General features: G+C 32.3%; 17 protein-coding genes. 9 read left to right on the top strand and 8 right to left on the bottom strand.

All coding sequences use genetic code 11. The features are described from left to right. Positions 1-3: 3 nt before the first annotated feature. Both MST30_RS01540 and MST30_RS01545 read right to left on the bottom strand, forming a co-directional pair. Complete coding sequence (locus MST30_RS01540) at positions 4-3,030, bottom strand: SusC/RagA family TonB-linked outer membrane protein (protein ID WP_243472652.1); 3,027 nt, start codon at positions 3,028-3,030, stop codon at positions 4-6. Between the two features lie 249 nt (positions 3,031-3,279). Further along, positions 3,280-6,072 (bottom strand): helix-turn-helix and ligand-binding sensor domain-containing protein, encoded by a 2,793-nt coding sequence (locus tag MST30_RS01545; RefSeq protein ID WP_243472653.1) that lies wholly within the window; start codon positions 6,070-6,072, stop codon positions 3,280-3,282. 192 nt (positions 6,073-6,264) lie between these two features. Between MST30_RS01545 and msrB the strand changes: the two genes are divergently transcribed. Continuing rightward, positions 6,265-6,723, top strand: a complete 459-nt coding sequence (gene msrB, locus MST30_RS01550) for a peptide-methionine (R)-S-oxide reductase MsrB (protein ID WP_243472654.1) — start codon at positions 6,265-6,267, stop codon at positions 6,721-6,723. Continuing rightward, a complete protein-coding gene (msrA, locus tag MST30_RS01555; RefSeq protein ID WP_243472655.1) occupies positions 6,716-7,258 on the top strand; it encodes a peptide-methionine (S)-S-oxide reductase MsrA in 543 nt (180 codons plus the stop codon). The genes msrB and msrA overlap by 8 nt, the downstream gene beginning before the upstream one ends. 7 nt (positions 7,259-7,265) lie before the next feature. Here msrA and MST30_RS01560 read toward each other — a convergent pair whose 3' ends face one another. Beyond that, positions 7,266-8,627, bottom strand: a complete 1,362-nt coding sequence (locus MST30_RS01560; RefSeq protein WP_243472656.1) for an NAD-dependent succinate-semialdehyde dehydrogenase — start codon at positions 8,625-8,627, stop codon at positions 7,266-7,268. A gap of 96 nt (positions 8,628-8,723) precedes the next feature. Here MST30_RS01560 and MST30_RS01565 point away from each other — a divergent pair, with 96 nt between their 5' ends. Continuing rightward, the gene (locus MST30_RS01565; protein WP_243472657.1) at positions 8,724-9,452 is read left to right on the top strand and encodes a nitroreductase family protein; all 729 of its coding nucleotides are present in this window, start codon (positions 8,724-8,726) and stop codon (positions 9,450-9,452) included. Here MST30_RS01565 and MST30_RS01570 read toward each other — a convergent pair whose 3' ends face one another. The 5 genes from MST30_RS01570 to MST30_RS01590 all read right to left on the bottom strand — a co-directional run bounded on the left by MST30_RS01570 (position 9,453) and on the right by MST30_RS01590 (position 13,603). Then, positions 9,453-11,423 (bottom strand): protein-disulfide reductase DsbD family protein, encoded by a 1,971-nt coding sequence (locus tag MST30_RS01570; protein WP_243472658.1) that lies wholly within the window; start codon positions 11,421-11,423, stop codon positions 9,453-9,455. A gap of 130 nt (positions 11,424-11,553) precedes the next feature. Beyond that, entirely contained in the window at positions 11,554-11,964 is a 411-nt protein-coding gene (locus MST30_RS01575; RefSeq protein WP_243472659.1) for a rhodanese-like domain-containing protein, read from the bottom strand. 29 nt (positions 11,965-11,993) lie between these two features. Next, on the bottom strand, positions 11,994-12,308 hold the full coding sequence (locus tag MST30_RS01580) for a rhodanese-like domain-containing protein (protein WP_243472660.1): 315 nt from the start codon (positions 12,306-12,308) through the stop codon (positions 11,994-11,996). A 127-nt stretch (positions 12,309-12,435) separates the two neighbouring features. Beyond that, positions 12,436-13,047: a thioredoxin family protein gene (locus MST30_RS01585; RefSeq protein ID WP_243472661.1), complete on the bottom strand. Its 612-nt coding sequence runs from the start codon at positions 13,045-13,047 to the stop codon at positions 12,436-12,438. A 7-nt stretch (positions 13,048-13,054) separates the two neighbouring features. Continuing rightward, on the bottom strand, positions 13,055-13,603 hold the full coding sequence (locus MST30_RS01590) for a TlpA family protein disulfide reductase (protein ID WP_243472662.1): 549 nt from the start codon (positions 13,601-13,603) through the stop codon (positions 13,055-13,057). A gap of 102 nt (positions 13,604-13,705) precedes the next feature. On the opposite strand from MST30_RS01590, the gene MST30_RS01595 reads away from it, so the two are divergent. The 6 genes from MST30_RS01595 (at position 13,706) to MST30_RS01620 (ending at position 18,062) form a co-directional block, all read left to right on the top strand. Continuing rightward, on the top strand, positions 13,706-14,161 hold the full coding sequence (locus MST30_RS01595; RefSeq protein WP_243472663.1) for a MarR family winged helix-turn-helix transcriptional regulator: 456 nt from the start codon (positions 13,706-13,708) through the stop codon (positions 14,159-14,161). Positions 14,162-14,221: 60 nt separating this feature from the next. Further along, a complete protein-coding gene (locus MST30_RS01600) occupies positions 14,222-14,854 on the top strand; it encodes an NAD(P)H-dependent oxidoreductase (protein ID WP_243472664.1) in 633 nt (210 codons plus the stop codon). Positions 14,855-14,876: 22 nt separating this feature from the next. Next, positions 14,877-15,446, top strand: coding sequence for a YceI family protein (locus tag MST30_RS01605; RefSeq protein ID WP_243472665.1), 570 nt, complete (start codon positions 14,877-14,879; stop codon positions 15,444-15,446). Positions 15,447-15,706: 260 nt separating this feature from the next. Next, the gene (locus MST30_RS01610; RefSeq protein WP_243472666.1) at positions 15,707-17,107 is read left to right on the top strand and encodes an anthranilate synthase component I family protein; all 1,401 of its coding nucleotides are present in this window, start codon (positions 15,707-15,709) and stop codon (positions 17,105-17,107) included. 1 nt (position 17,108) lies between these two features. Beyond that, a complete protein-coding gene (locus MST30_RS01615; protein ID WP_243472667.1) occupies positions 17,109-17,675 on the top strand; it encodes an anthranilate synthase component II in 567 nt (188 codons plus the stop codon). Positions 17,676-17,705: 30 nt separating this feature from the next. Beyond that, positions 17,706-18,062, top strand: coding sequence for a four helix bundle protein (locus MST30_RS01620; protein WP_243472668.1), 357 nt, complete (start codon positions 17,706-17,708; stop codon positions 18,060-18,062). The last annotated feature ends 9 nt before the right edge of the window (positions 18,063-18,071 follow it).

Below are 18,071 nucleotides of genomic sequence, written 5' to 3' on the forward strand. Positions count from 1 at the left end.
ATTTTATAATTTAACTGAAACACCTAAGCTGTATACTGAAGGTACCGGATAAGTCTGTGTATCTCTTCCGTCAAAACCAACTTCTGGGTTAAAACCGTTGTAACCTTTTGTCCATAAAAATGGTCTATCTGCCGTAAGCGTAAAACGCATTTCTGGAAGTTTATCTTCTTTTAATGTATAAGCTATCTGAATGTTTTGAATTCTGAAGAAATCGCCATCTTGTAAAAAGAATTTGGACAATCTTTGATTCCATAGGTTTCTATAACCTTCAGATGATGGAAATGCATTTGTTGTGCCTTCACCATGCCATCTGTTAATGGCCAACTCAGCGTCTATATTACGTCCTTGGGTTCTGATAACCTCCATTCTGTTTGTGTTTAGAATTTTATTACCACCTTGACCATAGAACGACACATTTAACTCAAGGTTTTTGTAGTTTACACCCAAGCTACCACCATAATAGTGAGTTGGTACAGGAGATCCTAAATATGCTCTATCATTGGCATCTAGAATACCGTCATTATTAATATCTCTATATCTAAAATAGCCTGGCTCTACATTAACACCATCAGATATTGCAGCCTGAGCAACAGGATCTGCTGCAATTTCTGCATCGTTTTGGTATACACCATCAATTTGATATCCATAGAACACATTAATTGGTTGTCCTACAACTAATCTTTGACGTGCTTCAGCAGTTCCTCTATTAATATAAGGCTGACCTTCTAAATCTGTTATCTCGTTGTCTATGGTACTAAAATTACCTGATATAGTGTAACCCCAATTCTCAGAAATATTATCTCTCCATGTTGCTGCTAATTCTATACCTCTATTTCTAACAGCTCCCACATTTTGCAAACTTGTCTCAGTACCTACGATAGGCAATACAGGTATCACTAAGTTATCTGTATTTTTAACAAAATAATCTGCCTCTAGAGATAATCTATTATTAAACATATAAGCGGATAAACCAATGTTTGTCTCTTCTGTAAACTCCCAATCTATATCATCGGCAACTGTTGAAAATTGAAATCCGTTATAGAATGTATCGTTAAATACAGTAGATACAGTTGATGCTGAAATTGGTATACTTGGAGCCACAGCATTGTTACCCAATCTTCCCCATCCTGCTCTCAACTTAAGATAATCTATAAAATCTACATTTTGCATAAATGGTTCTTTAGACACTTCCCAACCTAAACCAAATGCTGGTAAATACACGTATTTCTGCTCATATCTATTACTACCTTCTGCTCTGAATGTAGCGTATGCCAAATATTTATCTTTGTATTTATATTGAGCTCTCCCGAAATAAGAGAAACCATAGAATCTGTTTCCTCCATCATAAGAAGTTCTACTGTCTTCAGCTGTATTAGAAATATACCAAGTCTTGTCATTATTTCTAACAAACGCACCACTCGGATCAAAATTACCACTAGCACCAAAGCTTCTGTAATAATCATCTCTGAATGACATACCTGCCATTAACGTTAAATCGTGTTCACCAAAAACATTAGAATATGTTAAAGTATTGTCCCATATGTAATTTTCTGTAACACCATTATTTCTAGTTATGGATGACTGATCTACAGATCTCTGGTAGTCATCAGTAACATAGTATGGTAATAAAACAATACGTTCGTTTGTACCAAGGTAGTTATAAGATAAATTAGACCTTAAGTTTAAATGATCTGGAATAATTTTAAAATCTGCATAGAAATTAGCTGTTGTTCTTCTACGCTCACCTCTTCTATCAGAGTTATCCATTAATGGGAAAGGGTTCTGAGAACCTCTATATCCTATTTCTCTTGCATCTGAATAAGGTAAAGGGTCTGCATCAGTAAAATTACTATCAAAAACAGGTAAGATTGGTACTGCATAATATGTTAATTGCCAAGCTGAACCCTCATCATCATATTTAACTGCATTACTAAAAAGAACGTTACCTCCAACATTTAGCCAATCATTAGCTTTAGCATCTACACGAGCTCTTAAGTTGAAACGCTCGTAGCTGTTTTTCATATCTAAAATACCTTCTTGAAAAAAGAAGTTTCCTCCCAGTGAATAAGAAATATTCTCTGACCCACCATTAATTTGAAGATCGTAATTTTCAATTTCAGCATCTCTTAACACTTCATCATACCAATCTGTATTAACGTTTGGTATATTAGGATTTACCCTACTTCTACCAAATCTTTGCATAGCTTGTTCTACACTTGAAATTTCTGATGCTGAACCAGATTCCATGGCAAATGTCACAAACTGCTCAGCATTAGCCATCTTCAAGATGTTTTGTGCTCTCTGAACACCATAATATGTTGAAAAAGTAACCTCCGCTTTTTTGTTAAACTTACCACCTTTTGTCGTTATAAGAACAACACCATTAGCAGCCTTAACACCATAAATAGCAGAAGCTGAAGCATCTTTTAAAATTGACACAGATTCTATCTCACTAGAGTTTAAGAAATCTATATTGTCGTAGAACATTCCATCTACAACAAATAATGGAGAAGAATCTCCACTCAATGAATTTGTACCACGAATTAAAATTTGAGGAGTTTCACCTGGCGAACCCAAACTACTGATTTGAACACCAGCAACTTTACCCTGAAAGCCCTGAACCACTTGGGCTGAAGGCGTCTTAGCTAATTCTTCTGGTTTAATCGTTGCGATTGCACTTGTTAAATCTGCCTTTTTCTGTGTACCGTATCCAACAACTACAACTTCATTTAATGACTCTACATCATCTTCTAAAGTTACATTAAGAGTAGTTTGGTTAGTTATAACTATACTTTGCGTCTTAAAACCAATATAGCTAAAACTTAATTTCTGGCCACTTTGTACATTAATGGAATATTTACCGTCAAAATCTGTAGACACTCCCTTTGAAGTACCTTCTACAATTACACTTACACCAGGCAATGGCATACCATCACTTGCTGAAGTTACAACACCACTTACCTCTATTTGTTGACTCCATGAAATTAGAGAGACAAATAAAAGTAATATTAAACTGAATTTAGTTTTCATACATTAACATTTAGATTGAAATAGTTAGTTTTTTCTAAATCTAAAGTTAAAACGTTAACCTTAATTTAACATGTGGACTAATTACATTTTAATTACGCCAATAAATATTAAAGACCTTAAAATGCGCTTAAAATCGGAATTTGACGTAGTTTAAATATAAACGAAAACGTTGTAAAATCTTAAAATTTTAACTAAGTGACGTAGTAATGACGTAGTAAGAAATGTCAAATCGACAACTTTAAGCAGCTATTATTTAATATTCAATAAATAATCCGTCAAAGAAATATCATTTTCTAAACTTAATTTCTTTTTTAGCCTATACCTATGTGTTTCAACACCTCTAACAGAGATATTCATTAAAGGTGCAATTTCTTTATTTGCTAAATTCATTTTGATGTAGGCACAAACTTTTAAATCTTTTGGGGTTAGAGCAGAATGACGTGTTTTTAACTTCGTAAAAAACTCATCGTGTACTTGATTGAAATTTTCTTCGAAAACTTCCCATTCATCTTTATGTTCTATTGAATTATTTAGCTTCTTTACTAATTTCTTATAGGAGTAGTAGTCTTTGAAGCCATCTTTATTTACAGCTAACTCTCGTTTAATATCCTGTAGTACTTCATTTTTCTTAACAAGCGCCATTGCATTATTAGCCAACTGCTTACTCTTTATTTTTAATTCATTTTGCAATGACTCGTTCTTTAATTGTACCAGAGTTTTTTCATTTTCCAAGGTTTTCTCTCGCAATAGCTTATGTTGTTCCCTTTGATACTTTACTCGGATTAATCGCTGCTCCTTTTGTATTTTTCTATGGTGTAAGTAATAGAACAAACCTATAAACCCAAACAATAACACAACATATAATATTAAACCAAATACGCCTTTATACCAAGGTGGACTTACATCTAGTTTTAGTTCTTGTATTATTGATGTATTTCCAGAATCGTCTCGTGTTCTCAATAATATGTCATACACTCCATGGTTAATGTTGTTTAATTCTAGATTTCTTTTATCTATTTTAAACCAGCCTCTATTTAAAGAAGGTATGCTATATTCAAAATAATGATTAGTAGATTTTGAAGATGAAAGTTCTAAATTAATGCTCTCATTGTGTTTTAATTGAATTGTCTTATCATCTTTTATAGTTGATAAATGTATCTTATCTCCATTAATCTTTATCGTCTCTATTTTTGGCTCATAAATAATTATAGAATCTTTAAAGGTTTCGTCTATAAGCATAAATCCATTATCTAAATTTAGAGCAAAAAGAGAATTATCTATTTTAGAGACGTGCTCATAATCTACTATATAACGATTCTTAATTAGTTTGTTATTTATTCTTCTCTCAACGCTATCATTATTAAAATACTTAAACCTTATGACTCCACTTTTATCTTTGAGTACTATTGGACTCATAGATTGTTCTGATATGATATAAGCATCATTACCAAACTTTTCATTTAGGAGCTCAAAAGGAACAATAGAATCTAATATAGGCTCATACTTTTGCCATCCATTATTGGTTTTAAAAACTATATCGTTTTTTAAATTATATACTCTAGGATTATATTCTGAATCTAAACCTTTAATGCCATAATTAGTAACTTTAGTTATTGTATCGTAAGACTTGTTGAAATTAATTTTGTATACTCCTTTGTATGCATGCGCTACCCAAGCAGTATAAGGATTTTCAAACACTAAAAACTTTGAAGGGATAGTAGTATATCCCATATGCTTCGTCTCCCATGCTCCATTGTTTTGCTGAAACTTAACTAAGCCTGCATAAGTTCCCTGCATATACAAATTATCATGCTCTGGCACTTTTTGAATGGTCCATCCACCAGTATAATCAGATATCTTTTTTATTTGGCTTTTATCAACCAAAAAAGTTCCATCGTTATGACCACAAAACAAGTTACCATCAATAATTTTTAAATCCCAAACCTGACCTTGAGATCCATCAATAAAATGTAATTCATTATTCTCATCCAAATAAAACAGTCCTGTATTAGTACCTATATATAATAAACCTTGATACTTAACAATATCGTAAACAGCACCTAGTTTACCAGACATATCATTAAAAAAATAGTTGGTATTCTTTAAATCTATGGTTGCTATTCCGTTATCTAGACCAAGCCATAACTTACTGTTTTCATCTATAAACTGACCTAAAACTGTATTATTTAAAAGACCATTCTCTTTACTGATATGGAATTTTATTTCTCCTTCACCATCAGCTATATATACACCATCTTTTATAGTTCCAAAGACCATATCTCCATTACCCAAGGTAGAATACTTATTTAACTGATGCTGTTTTATCTCATTATTAAAAGCATATCTTGTAGGTCGTAACTTATTAGAAGACAAGTAATAACTTCCTTTTAGAGAGGTCATTATTAAGTATCTATCTTGCTTTTTTTCTATTGAAATTATTTTGGTGTCCCTAAGACTTTCATCATAAAAAAAGGGTGCTAAACTTTTGTTTTCCAGCTTGTATATCCCATTATTTAATGTAGACACAAACAAATCATCATCTACTAAACTCAAAGATATTACTGCCGAACTCGGACGAATTCGTTCTACGTTATTAAAATCATAAACATATATGCTAGAAAACGATCTAAATACAACCTTTTCCTTATAACTTAAAATTTGCCATACTTCCTCATTAGGAGAAATCTCATCCTTTACAAGGTCACTTAATGACTTGTAGATTAAATTCCCATAATCATCCTCTTCCCAATAACCAAACTCTTCAAAAGAACCTGTAAAAATCAAGTTATCATGAGCTAAAACTGATCTTACTGTAGTTTGGTTGGGTAATTGAAATAACTTCCAATCTATGCCATCATACTCAAGTAAACCAATGTTGTTTGCAACGTAAACTTTTCCGTTATCAGCTCTGCATAAATCCCAATTCTGATTACTAGCCTTATATTCAGCTATAGAATAGTTGTAAATATTTGGAGAAAATTGGCCGAAACTAAAAAAAGAAAAGGCCCAAAAAAGAAGTAAAAAAAATATAGATTTCTTCATCAAATAAAATTACACTTTTTATAATGATTTAAAAATAAGGATTTCTATAAAGCTAGAAGCAAAACTCATAACATCCGGAAGATTTTAAAAGTTAGATTATATATCTATTTCTCGCTTACAGTAAGTACATGTAAGTTACTTCGACTATCTTTACTATAAAAATTTGACTAATTAAAAGAAAGACTACAAGATATGCTTACTTGGAAAGACATTATAAATTTTGCTGTGAACGGAACTCCTAACCCAGATAAAAGAGTAGAAAAAACGGAAGCTGAATGGAAAGCACAACTCACACCAGAACAATACAGAATTACCAGACAAAAAGGCACTGAACGACCTCACAGTGGTGCACTTTGTACTACCTATGATGCTGGTAAATACAATTGTGTGTGTTGCAACACTCCGTTATTTGATTCTACCATTAAATTCAGTTCTGGCACTGGTTGGCCAAGTTTTACACAACCTATTAAAGAAAATGTCATCAAATATGAAAAGGACACCTCTTACGGTATGGTTAGAGTTGAAGTAATGTGCAACACTTGCGATGCCCATTTAGGTCACGTATTTCCTGATGGTCCAGAGCCAAGTGGTCTGCGTTACTGCATCAATTCAGAGTCTATGGTTTTAGAAAAAGAAAGTGTAAATGAATAAGAATATTGAAATTGCTACTGTTGGCGGAGGTTGTTTTTGGTGTACCGAAGCTGTCTTTGAAGAAGTTAAAGGTGTTGAAAAAGTGGTTTCTGGTTATATGGGAGGAAACGTTCCAGGAAGACCAACCTATAGAGAAGTATGTTCTGGCTTAACAGGACATGCAGAAGTAGTCCAGGTCACATTTGATGCTAATGTAATTTCGTATCAAGATATCCTTATCATTTTTATGACCACTCACGACCCTACAACTCTAAACCAGCAAGGAGCTGACAGAGGCACACAATACCGCTCAGTGATTTTTTATCATAATGATGACCAAAAAAATACAGCTGAAGTCGTCTTAAATGAATTAGCGGCATATTATAAAAACTCTATTGTAACAGAACTTAGCGAGGCTCAAACATTTTTTGAAGCTGAAAAAGAACATCAGGATTTCTATAAAAACAATCCAGATTATGGTTATTGTACTTTTGTAATAGACCCTAAAATTAAAAAGTTAAGACAATTGCATGCTGATAAGTTGAAGCATACTTAAAATTTGATTATTTATTAATGTAAACCGTTTTTACATTCACAAACTCCAGAATTCCTTCTTTAGAAAGTTCTCTTCCATAACCAGATGCTTTAGTTCCTCCAAATGGTAATCTTGGGTCAGATTTTACAAGTTCGTTAATAAAGAACGCTCCATCTTCAATTTCCCCTATACGCTTTTTAGCCTTTTCTGTATGCTCTGTAAACACCATACTACCAAGACCAAATCTTGAGTTTGAAGCCATCTCATAGGCCTCATCTTCATTTTTAACTTTTATAATTGCAGCCACAGGACCAAAAACTTCTTCCTTAAAAACTGGCATTTCTGTAGTTACATTTTCTAAAATTGTTGGCTCATATAATGCGTGGTCTCGTTTGTTGCCATATACTACTTTTGCCCCTCTATCAAGAGATTTTTTAACCTGTTCCTCAACTTCTTTTGCCAAATCTACAGAAGCCATTGTTGCTATTTCAGTTTTACTATTAGTAGGATTACCTATTATATAAGACTCTACTTTAGATTTAAATTTCGATAAAAATTCATCATAGATGTCCTCTACAACAATAAATCGCTTGGCTGCAATACAACTCTGACCAGCATTTTGCATACGCGCCCAAGACATAGTATCAATATATTTATCTAAGTCTGCATCTTTTAAAACAATACATGCATTATTGCCTCCAAGTTCTAAAACGGCTTTCTTTAGATTTTTGCCAGCAATTTCAGCAATTTTACGACCTGCTCCTTCACTTCCTGTTAGACTTACAGCTTTAACAATATCATTGTTCAATATTGTTTCAATTTGACTATGTGAAACCAATAATGTTTGAAAACACCCTTTAGGAAAACCAGCATCTTCAAATAATTTCTCTATTTCTATAGCACATTGCGTGGTACTGGAAGCGTGTTTTAACAAAGCCGTATTACCTGCCATCAATGTAGGTACAGCAAACCGCATTACTTGCCAAAATGGATAATTCCAAGGCATGATAGCTAAAATGACTCCTAAAGGGTCGTAGCTTATAAAGCTTTCATATGTATCAGCATCTATTAACTGGTCTGCAAGAAAATCATCAGCATTTTTAGCATAAAAATCACAGACCCAAGCACATTTTTCTATTTCGGCAATACCTTGTGTTATAGGTTTTCCCATTTCTTGGGTCATTAATTTAGCATAGGATTCTTTTCGTTGAACTAGTAATTCAGCAACGTTAGAAAGTAATTTAGATCTATCTTTAATTTGAAGTGATTTCCAATTTTGAAATTGCTCTTCAGCTAAATCTAGTTTTTGTTTCAATTCCTTATCAGAAATTAAATTATATGTTTTTATATCTTCTTTTGTGTATGGATTTTTAGTTGTTATTGTGCTCATGTTTTTCTTTTTAAAATAATAGATTTTTTGATTCTTGATATATGAAAACGAACTTTTAATATAACTTTAGTACTTCAAAAAATAAATGTTAATTCCATGGAAAAGACAGTTTCCGAAGCTATTGCCTACAGACGATCAACCAGAGTTTACAAAGATATTCCTATTGATACAGAAAAAGTAAAACAGTGCTTAGTAAATGCATCGTTAGCACCTACAAGTAGTAATCTTCAGCTTTGGGAATTTTACCATATCACCAATAAAAATACTTTAAAAGAAATTGCTGAAGCTTGTTTTAACCAAAGCGCCGCGAAAACCGCGCAACAGTTAGTGATTATTGTTACCAGAAAAGATCTTTGGAAACAACGCGCAAAAGCCAACATTGCTTTTCTGAATAAGGTTTATGACAAAGACGATTTATCTGAGCGTGAATTGAAACGCAAAAAAATGGCAACCAACTATTATAAAAAATTAATTCCAACTATTTATACTGATTTTCTGGGCATTTTGGGTTATCTGAAATACTTTAGCTTTCAAATCGTGGGTTTATTTAAACCTATTTACAGACAAGTAAGACAGAGCGACATGAGAATTGTAGCTCATAAAAGCGCAGGGTTAGCTGCTCAAAATTTTATGACCAGTATGGCAGCTATTGACTATGACACCTGCCCTATGGAAGGTAGCGATACACTGAGAGTAAAACGAATTTTAAACTTGCCTCGTGGCGCAGAAATCAATATGATTATTGGTTGTGGCATTAGAGACGAAAAAGGTATCTATAGCCCACGTTTTAGAGTTCCGTTTGAGGATGTTTATTTCGAAATATAACTACTTATTAAAATTATCTAAACCAGTTTTAAGCCAATTGTAATAAACATCTTCATCTGGTGTATTTCCTCTTGGAGGATTTAACAAGCCCATATTATGATCTAACAACACATAATACGGCTGAGAGTTATTTTGGAAATTGATGGTTTGTAGGGTTCCCCATTTATCACCAATGGTTTCAATATCTTTTACAGTTCCGTTGGTTCTTAAATATTGAAATTGCTCTTCTTTTGGCAACGCTTCTCTATCATCAACATAAAGTGATACGATAACATAATCATTAACTAAAATTTCATTTACATTATCATCTGTCCAAACCTGCTCTTCCATTTTTCTACAATTCACACATGCCCAACCTGTAAAATCTAACATAATAGGTTTGTTCAATGTTTTAGCCAAGGCAATACCTTCTTCTAAAGATTTTGTTATTGTAAACTCTTCTGGCTTATCATAAATACTGTAAGTTAATGGAGGTGGAAAACCACTCAAAAGCTTCAAATTAGCCCATTTTGTATTCGTTAATCCTGGTATTAAATAAATAACAAAAGCTATTACTAAAATGGCCGTTGTAATTCTTCCTTTACCAAGTTTCTGCAAAGGACCATCGTGAGGAAATTTAATTTTTCCAAATAAATATAAAGCCAAGCCAATACCAATGATTATCCATATACCAATAAATATTTCACGCTTTAAAAGTCCCCAATGCTCTACTAAATCAGAATTAGAAAGAAACTTTAATGCTAGTGCCAACTCTACAAACCCTAAAACTACTTTTACCGTATTTAACCATCCACCAGACTTTGGCAAGGAATTTAACCACTTTGGAAACATGGCGAATAACGTAAACGGAAGTGCTAGAGCAAAACCAAAACCTCCCATTCCCATACTCAACTGCATAGCACTTGCATCTGATGCCATAGTACTACCCAATAAACCTCCTAAGATTGGACCTGTACAAGAAAAAGAGACTATTGCTAAGGTTAAAGCCATAAAAAAGATGCCAACAAAACCTCCAATTTTATTGGCTCTATCATCCATAGCCGCACTCCAAGATTGTGGTAGTGTTAATTCAAAATAACCAAAGAATGAAAAAGAAAAAACCACAAAAATTACGAAGAAAATAATGTTTAGTGTAACGTTGGTTGATATTGTATTTAAGATCCCTGAATCTAAAGAATCCATGATATGAAACGGCACACTAAGTAACACGTAAATTAAAAAAATGAAAACTCCATAGAGTATTGAATTGAACAACCCTTTTTTAGAATCTGTAGAACTCTTGGTAAAAAAAGATACAGTCAATGGAATCATTGGAAACACGCAAGGTGTGAGTAATGCAATAAGCCCACCTAAAAAACCAAGTAAGAATACCGTAAAATAACTTTTGCCCTCAACAGCTTGCGACTCATATTTATCCCAACCTGTTACATTAAGGTTTAACTCTTCTGATAGCTGCTTACTTTGTTCGTCTATTTCAACTTTTTCTTTAGCTATTTTAGAACCATCTAAGGCTGTATTTAGCTCAAAATTTTCTGGCTGTAAGCATTTTTCAGCATCACATGCTTGAAAAAAAACTTCAGCCTTTATAACTTCTATATTTGGATTTAATACTTTTATTCGTTGCGTAAAGATTGCTTGGTTTTCAAAGTAATTCACTTCCATACCAAAAGCCTCTTCAAAAATTCTTATAGATTCTGATTCTTGAATCTCTCCAATGAGTTCATAGTTGTTTTCCTTGTCTAGAAAAGTAAATTCTGTAGCAATAGGACCTAAACCATCAGGATCTGCAGGAACAATAGAATAAAAATGCCAATGTTCATCTATAGACGCTGTATAGATAAGCTCATATTCTTCATTTGATAATTTTTTAATTGAAGATTCCCATTTTACAGGATCTAGTTCCTGAGAAAATATATTGAACGAGAAAAATAAGGATAGTAGGCTAAATAGAAGGACTTTTTTTGCTGTCATAAATAAAGCATTAATACGCAAATGTAATCTATGCGATTTTATTATTTCTTAAGAGTCGTCTAATTTATAAAAACCTTAAGAATTATGACAGAGGAATAAAAAAAACCGAACGATTGTTCGGTTTTAAATTTTATGACTTTACTTCAATTTTTAGTTTATCTGAATGTTTCCATTTAGAAATTCCACCTTCTAAATCGTATATCTTCTGAAAGCCAGCATCTTCGAGCTTTTTGGCACACTTGGCACTTCTGGTTCCGCCTTTACAGTATAGGATTACAGGTTTTGCCTTATCTAATTTAGCAATATCTTCTTCAAAAGTAGGAGAATTATAATCTATATTTTGAGAATTGGCAATTCGTTCTTCTTCATATTCTTTTGGCGTACGAACATCTACTAATTGTACATCTTCTAACTCAAGAATAGATTGCATTTCTTCTGCCGTTACAAGTTTAACACTTGTATCTTCTATTTTATTGTCTAGGCAGCTTGTTGCTATACTAATAGCAATTAGTAAACCACTAATTATGAATAATCTTTTCATAAGTAACAGTAATTTAGGTTAATTTTATTTTACTCTTTAAAGGCAACTTCTCCTTGCCACTCACTAAAACCACCAACTAAATTGTAAGTGTTTTTAAAACCTAACTGATTCATGACGTTACATGCCTGAGCACTTCTACCGCCAGATCTACAATACACATAATAATTTTTAGTTTTATCCAAGGCATCGACTTCATAAATAAAACCTTGTCCTTTATAGATATCTATATGAATAGCATTTGGGATAATACCCTCATTAACTTCTCCTTGTGTTCTAACATCTAAAACAACAGAATTATTGTCTTCTTCTAGTTGTTTAACCCAATCTTTCTGTAATAAATCCACTTTTTGCAATTACTTTTTAGTAGGCAAATTTAACTTTTCCTTATGATATAGACGTAAAAAAATCCGAAGTGTTACAACTTCGGATTTAATTTTAACATTTTTATTTTCTTAAAGTACTCTATTGTGGCTAAACTTTTATAGTACAACCTATTGCACGCGTTTCTTTAACTTCAATTTCTTTTCCTTTTAATAAGGCATCCACAGCGTTTTCTACATACTTAGTTTTTACTGCGTTTGCATCTTTATAATTATCATCTATAGCACCTATATACTTTACAACATTTCCTTTTTTCGTTTTCTCCAAAAGATATACATGTGGTGTTTTTGTAGCACCATATTGAGGGTATATTTTTTGACCTTTATCCATTAAATAAGGAAACGTAAAACCTTTTGCTTTAGCCCTAGCTTTCATGGCTTCCATATTATCACCAGGTTTTACATCTGTATTGTTTGGCATAATTGCAATTACAGGGTAGCCCTTATCGGCATACTTTTTATTTAATGCTTCTACTCTATCTTCATAAGCCACAGCATACGGACAAGTATTACAAGTAAACACAACAATAAACCCTTTTGCTTCTTTATAATCTGATAAAGACACCATTTTACCATCAATGTTTTCTAGACTAAAATCGGTAGCAAGATCTCCAATTTTATAACCACCTTCATCTGTGGTTTCTGTAAAAGCAGATAATGCTACTGTCAACACCATTACTGCGAATAATTTTAAAGTATTCATAAGGTTATTATTTTAAAAATTGTTTTAATTCGGCTTCTAATTCTTCTTTAGTAAACGACCTTTCGTAGAATTGTCGTTTTTCTTTATTATAAATGATTGTTGCTGGTAATGCACCAGACCAATCTTTGTTAATAGCAGGTATCCATCGGTTTTGGTCTACATCATCAAAGGCTACTACTTCCGATTGTAAATTATGCTTTTTAATAAATGGCTTTAACTTAGTATCATAATTTTTTGGGAAATCTAAACTCACCAACAAAACCTCAACGTTATTGTTTTTATACTTTTCATTAATTTCCTCAAAATACGGTAACTCTTTTACACAAGGAGCACACCATGTTGCCCAAAAGTTAACCACGTGAACTTTATCATCTTGCATATTGATTAATGGCTCCAAACCATCATAGTCATATATCTTTAAATCAAAATCTAATACACTCTTAGCTTCTTTCTCTTTATTTAGAGTTAACTCAGATGCATTTATTTCTTTAGTTTCTTCAGTATTGTCCTTACAAGAACAGATAACCAATAAACATAAAAATAGTATTCGCTTCATGACATAAATTTATTAATAGAAACACACACAATTGAATAATTAACAAAAAATTAATTGTGAAGTAAAAATAATATCATACATTTGTATATACAATTGTTGTATATGAAAGATATAACTGAAATATTAAAAACAAAGACCAGCTTACCATTAGCCAAGAAGACCGTTTTAAATGTGTCTTTTGCAAGTAATCATTTTAAGGATGGCATCCTGTCTGTTTTAAAACCTCATGATATATCTATAGAACAATTCAACGTTTTAAGAATTTTGCGAGGAAAGAACGGTGAACCTTCTAACTTAAAAGATATTCAAGACAGAATGATTAGTAAAATGAGTAATACCACTCGCCTAGTTGACAAACTCATCCTTAAGAATTTGGTTGAGCGTTTCACATGTGAGAAAAACAGAAGAAAAGTTGATATCTACATAACCGACGGAGGTCTTAAATTACTTGAACTAGTTGATCCAATTATTGAAGAAAAAGAAAACGAATTAACCAACAATTTAAGTAAGAAAGAGTTAAAAACATTGAACCTTTTGCTCACAAAAATGAGAGGTTAAAAAATTTTAAAACAACATTTGTATATACAACTTAAGTACTAACAACAAAATAATTTTTACATGAATAAGATTATAGAAAACTTAAAATGGCGCTATGCCACAAAGAAATTCGATAGTTCTAAAACAATATCTACTGAAGATTTTGAAACGCTCAAAAAAGCTATGCAATTAACAGCATCTTCTTACGGATTACAACCTTACAAAATCTTAAATATAGTAGACAAAGAAACGCGTACAAAGTTACGTGCTGCATCGTGGAATCAATCACAAATAGAAGATGCATCACACATGATAGTACTTGCTAATATGACCGATTTCGGAGATGAATTAGTTGACAACTATTTTGAAAACGTTATTGATACCAGAAATCTGAATAAAGAAGATGTAGCAGATTATGCAAATACCATAAAATCTACAATTGGCCAACTTAGCCAAGAACAAAAAGCTGTATGGACAGCAAAACAAGCTTATATAGTAGTGGGTAACTTATTATCTGCCGCCGCACAATTAAGAATAGATGCCTGTCCTATGGAAGGCTTTCAAAGCGAAGAATACAACAAAATTCTTGATCTAAATTCTAAAAATCTTAATGCTGCAGTAGTTGTTACTCTTGGCTATAGATCTGAAGAAGATGGTACTCAACACTATAAAAAAGTAAGAAAATCAGAAAATCAATTATTTACAAACATTTAAAACTTAAAAACAAACAATTACAATGAAAAACAAAAATTCACAAATCGCTATGCTATTTATCTTAGCATTCTCTTTTATGTCATTTACAGTGCTAAAAGACAAAAAAGTAGATGTATCATCAAGTAAAGTAACATGGAAAGGCTACAAAGTTGGTGGTGAGCACGAAGGAACAATTAAACTAAAAGAAGGTTCTTTATCTTTTAATGATGATACTTTAGAAGGTGGTTCTTTTACTATTGATATGACTTCTATAAATACCACAGATTTAACAGGAGATTATAAAGACAAATTAGATGGTCATTTAAAATCTGATGATTTCTTTGGTGTAGATGAATATCCAACAGCGACTTTAAAAATCACTTCAGTAAGCGGTAAAAATGGTAAATACAATGTTAAAGGAGACATTACCATAAAAGGTATAACAGAATCAATTTCTTTTCCTATGACAGTTACTGAAAATTCTGCAACTGCTAGTTTAAAAATAGACAGAACAAAGCACAAAATCACATATAAATCACCTTCGTTATTAGAAACTTTAAAAGATAAAGCTATCTATGACGAATTTGATATTAATGTAGAATTAAAATTTTAATTCCCTAAGGGTTAATAGCAATCCATTTTTTCAAGATTCTTGTTCAAGTATATAATTTATATGAAGACAAGAATCTTTTTTGTTTTATAGTTTGAAATAAAAATTTTCATTTCTATATTTGACTCACAGATGAAAACAATAACAAATCATACTTGGTGGTGGAATTTTGCAAACTCATGTTCGTGAAAGAAACCTTGTATGTTATATTATAGAAAAAGGCTTGTCATTCACGACAAGCCTTTTTTAATTTTAAATCATAAATGAAAACATTCAGTTTATACACACATTACAAAAAAATACTTGCAGATACTATTACTCCTGTGAGCATTTATCTTAAAATAAGAGATAAATTTCCTAATAGCATTTTATTAGAGAGTAGTGACTATCATGCCAATGACAATAGTTTTTCTTATATCTGTTGTAATCCTATTGCTTCCATTAAGGTTAAGGACGGTTTAATTTCCCAAACTTATCCAGACGGAAGCTCTAAAAACAACTTTGCAGAATCTATATGTGTGGTAGAAGAAATCAACAAATTCACAAGACGATTTAAAGTAGATTCTAATGAAGACTTCAAATTTATAAATAATGGCATCTTTGGCTATACCGCTTACGACGCAGTAAAGTATTTTGAGGACATTGAGATTTCTAAAAAAGAAAAATCTATTGATATTCCAGACATTTATTATGCTGTATATCAAAACATCATCGCCATTAACCATTTTAAAAACGAGGCTTACATTTTTGCGCATTGTTTTGATACTGATAACAACATTGATGAGATACATCAAATTATACAAACAAGGCAATATGCCTCTTATAACTTCAATGAAAAAGGTGACATTCAATCTAACCTCACAGATGAAGAATATAAACAACATGTAGAGCTCGCTAAAAAACATTGTGCCAGAGGTGATGTGTTTCAGCTAGTATTGTCTAAGCAGTTCTCACAAGAATTTAGTGGAGATGAATTTAATGTATACAGAGCATTAAGAAGTATTAACCCTTCCCCTTACCTATTTTATTTTGATTACGGAAGTTTTAAAATCTTCGGAAGTTCGCCAGAAGCACAACTCATCGTTAAAGAAGGTAAAGCAGAAATTCATCCTATTGCAGGCACATTTAAACGAACAGGAAATGACCTTAAGGATGCAGAAATAGCTGAAAAGCTAATTAACGACGACAAAGAAAACAGCGAGCATGTAATGCTGGTTGACCTAGCCAGAAACGATCTTAGTAGACATGGCTCTAACGTTACAGTAGAAAACTATAGAGAGGTGCAATTCTTTTCGCATGTAATTCACTTAGTAAGTAAAGTAACAGGGACGAAACATAAAGGAGCTGATACTATGCAAATCGTGGCAGATACCTTTCCTGCAGGAACATTAAGCGGTGCACCAAAACATATGGCCATGCAACTCATAGAAAAATATGAAAAAACAAGCCGTAGTTTTTATGGAGGTGCTATAGGCTTTATGGATTTTGAAGGCAATTTTAACCATGCCATTATGATTAGGACATTTTTAAGTAAAAATCACAAACTATTCTGGCAAGCAGGTGCAGGATTGGTCGCAAAATCTAGCCCAGAAAACGAACTACAGGAAGTCTATAATAAGTTAGGTGCTTTAACAAAAGCTATTGAACTTGCTAAAGAAATTTAATATGAAAAAGGTTTTAGTAATCGACAATTACGATAGTTTCACTTACAATTTAGTTCATTATTTAGAAGACTTGAATTGTGAAGTCACTGTAAAACGAAATGATAAATTAACACTTGAAGAAGTAGATGCTTTTGATAAAATAGTGCTCTCACCAGGTCCTGGAATACCAGACGAAGCCGGACTTCTAAAGGAGATTATTGCTAAGTACGCACCAACAAAAAGTATACTTGGTGTTTGCTTAGGACAACAAGCTATTGGAGAAGTGTTTGGTGGCACATTAGAAAATCTAGATACAGTTTATCATGGTGTTGCAACACATGTAACGCTTTCTGTTGATGATGAGTCATTATTTAAAGGTATAGATAAAACCTTTGAAGTTGGCAGATACCACTCTTGGGTAGTGAGTAACAATTTACCAGAGTTATTAGAGGCTACTTCATTTGATACTAATGGGCAGATTATGTCATTAAGACACAAAGTCTATGATGTTAAGGGTGTACAATATCATCCTGAATCTGTATTAACACCAGATGGGAAAAAGATTTTAGAAAACTGGGTGAATAATTAGACTTTAGACACTAGAAAATAGACTTTAGATATGAATAACTATAAAGAATTGAAAGTTTGGCAAAAATCTATGGAACTGGTTGAACTAGTCTACAAGTTAACCTCATTGTTTCCAAAAGAAGAAAAATATGGATTAATTAGCCAGATACAAAGAAGTGCAGTCTCAATTCCTTCAAATATAGCTGAAGGTGCTGGTAGAAATTCAAATAAAGAGTTCAAACATTTTATTAGTATAGCTAATGGGTCTTCAAATGAATTAAGCACACAATTACATTTAAGTATTCGTATAGGATACATCAATGAAAATGAAGTAACGGAAATTTTCAAACTACTAACTGAAATTCAGAAAATTAACTATACGTTAATTAAAAAGTTCTCAAATCTATAGTCTTACATC

Source organism: Winogradskyella sp. MH6, assembly GCF_022810765.1.
Lineage (GTDB): Bacteria > Bacteroidota > Bacteroidia > Flavobacteriales > Flavobacteriaceae > Winogradskyella.